This window comes from Vibrio sp. 10N.222.52.C12 (assembly GCF_041474215.1).
GTDB lineage: Bacteria > Pseudomonadota > Gammaproteobacteria > Enterobacterales > Vibrionaceae > Vibrio > Vibrio crassostreae_C.
Genome location: NZ_JBFRTR010000122.1, coordinates 1 through 6,487, shown reverse-complemented (window position 1 = coordinate 6,487; position 6,487 = coordinate 1). Strand labels below are relative to the sequence as shown.

Sequence of the window (6,487 nt, the reverse complement as noted above, 5' to 3'; positions counted from 1 at the left end):
TTTGTTTCAGTAAGTTCGGTGGTAATTCTCTATCTGTAACCGTTGATAAACTTAGCTCGGCGGCAACGAGCTCATGTGTGTTTGTATTGACTGCAATATGAAGCTTTCGCCAGACTCTACGCTTCCCATCCGTCCCGTGTTTTTTGACTTTCCATTCACATTCACCATAAACCTTAAGGCCAGTAGCATCGATGGCTAGGTGCCGTATTGCTCCTCTAGCTTTAGTCTTAAATGAGGCCTCAACTTGCTTGGCTCTACGAATGATGTAGGTGTAATGCGGACAACTTAACGGCACATGGGCTAACCAAAATATCGAGACTACAAATCCTTGCAGCGCTGTCAGTGGCATAGAGAAAACTCGTTTCACCATGAGTGCTGTCGTGATAGCTAAATCATTGAACCGACATGGCCTAAACGCGCGCTTATTCTGTTTGCTCTGCGTCCACCCGACTATTGTCTCTTTATCAATCCAAAAGGTCAGAAAGCCTCGATTAATAAATGATTGGTTGTATTGTAACGAGGTTTAGGCACAGAGCTACGAGAGGGGGTGGGCGTAGCTGAACAGGTCGTAGGTTCTAGGTTTAGTTCGATTGAATTACACAACAAAGCCAACTCTCGATATGGAATAGAACGCTATCTAGATAATGAAGAATAATAGGCAGCAATATCTTTTAAATCTTGTTCAGAAAGTCGACTTAATTGAGCCTTCATCATGTCAGCGTAGGCACCTTCACGTTGGTCGTTCTTATACATTGTCATAGTATTGAACAAATAGAGGCGGTCTTGCCCTTTAAGGTCTGGGGAGTTTTTATTCGTGTTGTCGCCAGCAACTGAATGGCAAAAAACACAACTCGGGGATTTCAGTTTACCGAGTTCTGGATCACCAAAGTTGTCTGCGTGAAGTGTGAAAGAGAGGGAAGCAGTTAGTAAGATTAGATACTTGTTGTACACGTATATACTCCTGTGAAAACAAAAGTATAAAGCTTCCCCTTAGGGGAAGCTCAAGTATTAATAGCGATAGATGAGAACTTTGCTGAGAGTTACAGCGCTTTTTCTAATTCCGTTAGGAATCGAGCAATGTCTTCTGTACTAATATCACGGTGAGTAACAAAGCGAACAGGATTACCTGGTGACATAGTAATACCTTGTTCACCTAGCTCTCGTGCGATGCGGTTGATATCTACTGATTCATCTAATTTAGCAAACACAATGTTAGTTTGAATGAAATCAGGGTTAACAGAAAAGCCTTCTAACTTGCTTAGGCCGATCGCTAGGTTTTTCGCGTTCTCGTGGTCAGCTTTAAGTTGAGCAACGTTCTCAGTCAGTGCCATTTTACCTGCTGCAGCAAGAATGCCTGCTTGACGCATACCGCCACCAACCATTTTACGTAGTCGACGTGCTTTAGCGATGTACTCTTTACTACCAAGTAGCAGAGAGCCAATCGGAGCACCTAAACCTTTAGATAAACAAATCGTCATCGAATCGAAGTGTTGCGCGATCTCTTTAATGTGAACGTCTAACGCGACTGCCGCATTGTATACGCGTGCACCGTCTAAGTGCATCTGTAAACCATGTTGGTTTACGAACTCACGAGCTTCCGCTAGGTAAGACATTGGCAGCACTTTACCATTGATCGTGTTTTCTAAACTAAGAAGCTTAGTACGAGCAAAGTGGCTGTCGTCTGGCTTAATCGCAGCAGCAAGCCTTTTAAAATCTAAAGTGCCGTCTGGGTTGTTCTCGATTGGTTGAGGTTGAATCGAGCCCAATACCGCCGCGCCACCGGCTTCGTATTTGTAGTTGTGCGCCTGTTGACCACATAGGTATTCATCACCACGCTCACAGTGCGCCATTAAGCCAAGAAGGTTGGCTTGTGTACCTGAAGAGGTAAACATTGCCGCTTCAAAGCCTGTCTCATTTGCTGCCCACTGTTCTAGTTCGTTGACGGTTGGGTCATCGCCATAAACATCATCGCCCACTTCTGCGTTTGCCATTGCGTCACGCATAGCTTGCGAAGGTTTAGTTACGGTATCAGAACGAAAGTCCATGTTTCTCTCCTAGAATACTTTAGGTAGCCATATAATTGGCTATAGATGGCCACATAGTTGGGCTTTACTTAAACAAGCGATAGTTTTGGTATCAGTGATTTGATCGTGTCGTATTTTATCGTGCAGTTCTTCTAAACTCAGTTCGATCACTTCTATTACTTCATCGTCATCGCATTCAAAGCGGGTAGTGAGGCTTAAGTCTTTTGCGACAAACAGATGTTGTATCTCATCACAGAAGCCAGCCAAAGGGGTGACTTGCCCCAAGCTTTGAAAAGAAGTTGCACTGTAACCTGTTTCTTCTTCCAATTCGCGCTGAGCACATTGAAGAGGTGTCTCATCTATTTCCATCGTGCCTGCGGGTAGTTCCAAAAGCCATTTCTTTAGAGAAGGGCGGAACTGGTTAATGAGGATGATTTTTCCAGACGAAGTGATAGGAAGAATAACTGCCGCGCCAGGGTGGTTTATTGTTGTATGTTTTACCACGACGTTCGTAGGGAGCGTCACGTTCTCTTCTATGAGAGAAATACTTTTCCATTTATGGATAACTTTACTCATGCAGTCTGGCCACATTCCTTGCCAATTTTTCGTATAACGGAAGACGTGCACCACCATAACGTCTATGGTGTCGAAAATAAAAGAAAAATTAGGGTTAGCAATAGATTTAGTTTCACGCCGTTCGTGATGTTACTCTCATAATTGGAATCTATGATTGCGCCAAAATTACCGACGTAACCATCTGATATAAATGCAACTCAATAATAAAATGCACTTGTAACAAAGCGCTAACAAATGTATAAAAACAATTCTACACTCTCAACTGTTCAAAGATTTTCGGAGTAACGCATGAACCCTTCTATTTCTTCACATGCTGACAAGGCGCTACTCTCTGAAAGAATCAATAAATTAGCGCATGCTCTGTCTGATGGTGTCTACGAAAGAGAAGACACCATTAAGCTTTGTTTACTGGCTGCTTTGGCTGGTGAAAGCGTGTTTCTATTAGGCCCTCCGGGCATCGCAAAAAGCCTTATCGCGAAACGTCTCATTCAGGCTTTTGATAACAGCAGCTATTTCGAATATTTGATGACTCGTTTCTCTACTCCCGAGGAAGTGTTCGGCCCACTAAGTATCCAAGAATTAAAAGACAACGGTCGTTACGTAAGACTAACCGAAGGCTACCTACCAACTGCACAAGTCGTCTTCCTCGATGAGATCTGGAAAGCCGGCCCTGCAATCCTAAACACGCTACTTACTGTCGTTAACGAAAAGACTTTCAAAAACGGCAGTGATATTGAACGTGTACCGATGCGTCTACTAGTATCGGCATCCAACGAACTTCCAGATGAAGACAGCGGCTTGGAAGCACTTTATGACCGTATGTTGGTACGCGTGTTCGTGAACCGTATTCAAAACAAACAAAACTTCAAATCGATGCTGACGACGGGTACTTCTCAAGAAGCGGTAATTCCAAAAGGTTTGGCGATTACGGACATTGAATACCATCAATGGCAGAAAGAGCTCGATAAGCTGGAACTGACAGACAATTCGTTTGATAAGTTGTTTGAACTAAAAACCATGCTTGAAGAGACGGTTAAGAAGCAAGGCTCTGCTTCAGAGTCAGAATTGTATGTATCAGACAGACGCTGGAAGAAGGCCGTTAAACTATTGAAAGCGAGTGCGTTCTTTAGTGGTCGCGATAGCGTGAACCCGCTGGATATTATGCTTCTGCAAGATTGTTTGTGGCATAGCCCAGAATCACGTGATGTGGTTCGTAGCGTGGTGAAAGACTTTGCATTGAACCGAGCGTTTGATCAACAAGAGTCGAAAGCTCAAATTGAAATGTCTCGTGAAGAGTTAGAAGAGATTCAAGACGATGTTGAATCAACGTTGTCGGTGTCACTTTCTATGGAGTCAACCAGTGGCTTGTTGCGTAAAGATGTTTACCAGAATGACATCAAGAACGCGAAAATGTACAGTGTGGGCAGTGCTTACAATCTAGTGAAACTGGTTATGCTGCAAAGCAACATGTCGGTTTCTGAATCTGAGAAAGGCGATAGCCGTTGGGTATACGTAGCCAAAGACGATTTTGATCGTGTTCTTAAAGAAGGTCACGGTGATATTTACGGTTACGTAAACGAAAATAAAAACCTATGCCGTTTAAAACTCGACTTGGATGCATCAAACCAATTAGTGATTAAAGACATCGCCAATCGCTCTGTATTGGTGAGTGTGGTTACTACTGACGGTTTAGACCAAGAACTGTACAACAAGTGGTTGAGTGGCGCTGAGAAAGCCTTAGAACAGTTAACTGAAGCTGAATTCAAGTTAAAACGCGTTCGTACTGAATTCCATGATGCATTACCTCATAACTATATTGACCCTGATTTACCAAAAGCGATGGAAGCAAGTTTGCAATCGGTAACGCAAGATCTTGAAACCACGAAAGTGAAGAGTGCCAAGATCGCTCAGCGTATTAAGTTTATGAGCCAGTACTTCGAGTAAGAGGAGAGCATATGTTAGGAGCAGACGGCTTAAACCTCGCTTTGATGGTGGCTGATTCAGGAATCATTGATACCGCGATGAATGATCTCATCGCTCGTTCTCAAGTCATGATGGCTGCAGAGAACAAAGGTGTGAAAACATCAGTGAAAAACCACTTAGTCAAATGGCGCGGTAAAGTAAAAAAACGCGTCACCAAGGTGTGTGAAACTGATCGATTCCAAGAGGAAATCGCCCTTTATCAAGAAGTGATTTACTGGGATGAACCTCAGTTCTTTGATGAGATAGACAGTGTTATCAAAAAGCTCGAGTGGCACTCAGCGTTTTATCTACAAGCTCGACGCCTTATGGAGAACAACAAGGGTGTTTATAACGCGATGTTTCCACACTACTTTTGCGACCAATGGTACCAATCACTTTCTGATGCGATTAAACAAGCTCAAGTAACTGAACTTGAAACAAGCAAAGAAAAAGTCTTAGCCGATCTTTATCAGCGCATGGAAACCATGAAAAACATGGATAAAGTGACTGAGTCGGGTGATGAAGGCAGTGTAGGGCGCTTGTGGGACATGGCTTCTGCCAAATTAAGCAAAACAGACCTTACCATCATGAAACGTCATGCTGAGTTCTTGAATAAGCACAAGGGCTTGCAAGAGATCGCTGAAAAGCTAGGCCGTATGGCTGGTGAGGAAGATGATCCTTCGCTACACAAAGCCCCTGTAGAAGAATTGCAGGTGGTTGAAGAGAAAAGCGATGAAGCGGTCGATGATATTGTCGGGATTCATGAAAGTGATGACCTTAACAAGATGCTGCCAAACGAAACCATGTTCTTAGCTTATCCTGAACTTGAGGTTATCTTTTACAAGCACTTGGCCGACAAGCGTTTACTGAGCTATCGCTCGCAAGGTAAATCACGCACGTTACGCAAAGTGAAGGCGCAAAAACCAGATAGCAAGAACATCGATATTGAAAAGGGCCCGTTTATCGTCTGTGTGGACGCTTCGGGTTCTATGAGTGGTTTCCCTGAGCAGTCTGCTAAAGCAATGGCTTATGCCTTAATGCAAATTGCTCTTGCAGAAGAGAGAGACTGTTATGTGATTCTTTTTTCTTCTGAGCAGATTACCTATGAGTTAACAAGGCAGGATGGCCTTCGTGAAGCGAGCGACTTCCTAAGTTACTCATTCCACGGTGGTACGGATTTGGAACCTGTTCTTATGAAGTCGATTGACTTGATGACGGGTGATAAATACAAGAATGCCGATTTAATCGTACTTTCTGACTTTATTGCACCTAAACAATCAGACGAAATGATTGCTCAGGTTGAAAAGTTGAAAGAACACAAAAACCGTTTCCATGCAGTTAGTCTTTCTAAGTATGGCAACCCTCAACTTATGACTATGTTTGACCACTGCTGGGCGTATCATCCGAGTCTTGTCGGTCGTTTTATGAAGAAGTGGTAGCGCTAGAACATCTTGTTTAACTCGATTTTGCTGTGTGTTTTTTGATTAAAGAGATCGAACATGCAGCAATTTGATTTAAATGTCAGCAAACGGAATTTAAATTCACTTTTTTGTTTGACTATCTCCCCTCAATCCGTAAAGTAGGCACCCGAACACAGCGGTGCGGCTTACTTAAGTCCCTAAAGTGTTGAATTAAAAAGGCGCCTTGGCAGAGTGGCTATGCAGCGGATTGCAAATCCGTGGACCTCGGTTCGACTCCGGGAGGCGCCTCCATTCTTTTTCTTAGCTTGATAAGTTAAGAGATATTAAGAATGAAAATGCGATACTAGCTCAGTTGGTAGAGCGCAACCTTGCCAAGGTTGAGGTCATCGGTTCGAACCCGATGTATCGCTCCAAATTTTGTAGTGTTGATTCATTTTGACATTAAGATGGTGTTTTACTTTTCAGTAATCGGCATCGCAATAAAAAATTGCGTGCCCTGGTGGT

Annotated in this window: 6 protein-coding genes and 2 tRNA genes; 4 read left to right on the top strand and 4 right to left on the bottom strand. The window is 43.3% G+C overall.

Annotated features, from left to right (window positions below):
- The 4 genes from AB4623_RS20410 to AB4623_RS20395 all read right to left on the bottom strand — a co-directional run.
- A partial coding sequence (locus AB4623_RS20410) for an IS5 family transposase (RefSeq protein WP_372147294.1) occupies positions 1–496 on the bottom strand: 496 nt, incomplete at its 3' end.
- Positions 497–633: 137 nt separating this feature from the next.
- Positions 634–951, bottom strand: a complete 318-nt coding sequence (locus AB4623_RS20405) for a cytochrome c (protein WP_017064539.1) — start codon at positions 949–951, stop codon at positions 634–636.
- An 89-nt stretch (positions 952–1,040) separates the two neighbouring features.
- The gene (gene ltaE / locus AB4623_RS20400; protein WP_372147293.1) at positions 1,041–2,045 is read right to left on the bottom strand and encodes a low-specificity L-threonine aldolase; all 1,005 of its coding nucleotides are present in this window, start codon (positions 2,043–2,045) and stop codon (positions 1,041–1,043) included.
- A 39-nt stretch (positions 2,046–2,084) separates the two neighbouring features.
- The gene (locus AB4623_RS20395; RefSeq protein WP_017062564.1) at positions 2,085–2,600 is read right to left on the bottom strand and encodes an NUDIX hydrolase; all 516 of its coding nucleotides are present in this window, start codon (positions 2,598–2,600) and stop codon (positions 2,085–2,087) included.
- Positions 2,601–2,888: 288 nt separating this feature from the next.
- Here AB4623_RS20395 and AB4623_RS20390 point away from each other — a divergent pair, with 288 nt between their 5' ends.
- From AB4623_RS20390 to AB4623_RS20375, 4 genes are all read left to right on the top strand, one after another.
- Positions 2,889–4,544 carry an ATPase RavA domain-containing protein gene (locus AB4623_RS20390; RefSeq protein WP_017067123.1) on the top strand — a complete coding sequence of 552 codons (1,656 nt, stop codon included), beginning with the start codon at positions 2,889–2,891 and terminating at the stop codon, positions 4,542–4,544.
- A gap of 11 nt (positions 4,545–4,555) precedes the next feature.
- Positions 4,556–6,001, top strand: a complete 1,446-nt coding sequence (viaA, locus tag AB4623_RS20385) for an ATPase RavA stimulator ViaA (RefSeq protein WP_017064542.1) — start codon at positions 4,556–4,558, stop codon at positions 5,999–6,001.
- 199 nt (positions 6,002–6,200) lie between these two features.
- Positions 6,201–6,274: transfer RNA gene (locus tag AB4623_RS20380), tRNA-Cys, on the top strand.
- A 46-nt stretch (positions 6,275–6,320) separates the two neighbouring features.
- Positions 6,321–6,396, top strand: a tRNA-Gly gene (locus AB4623_RS20375).
- The last annotated feature ends 91 nt before the right edge of the window (positions 6,397–6,487 follow it).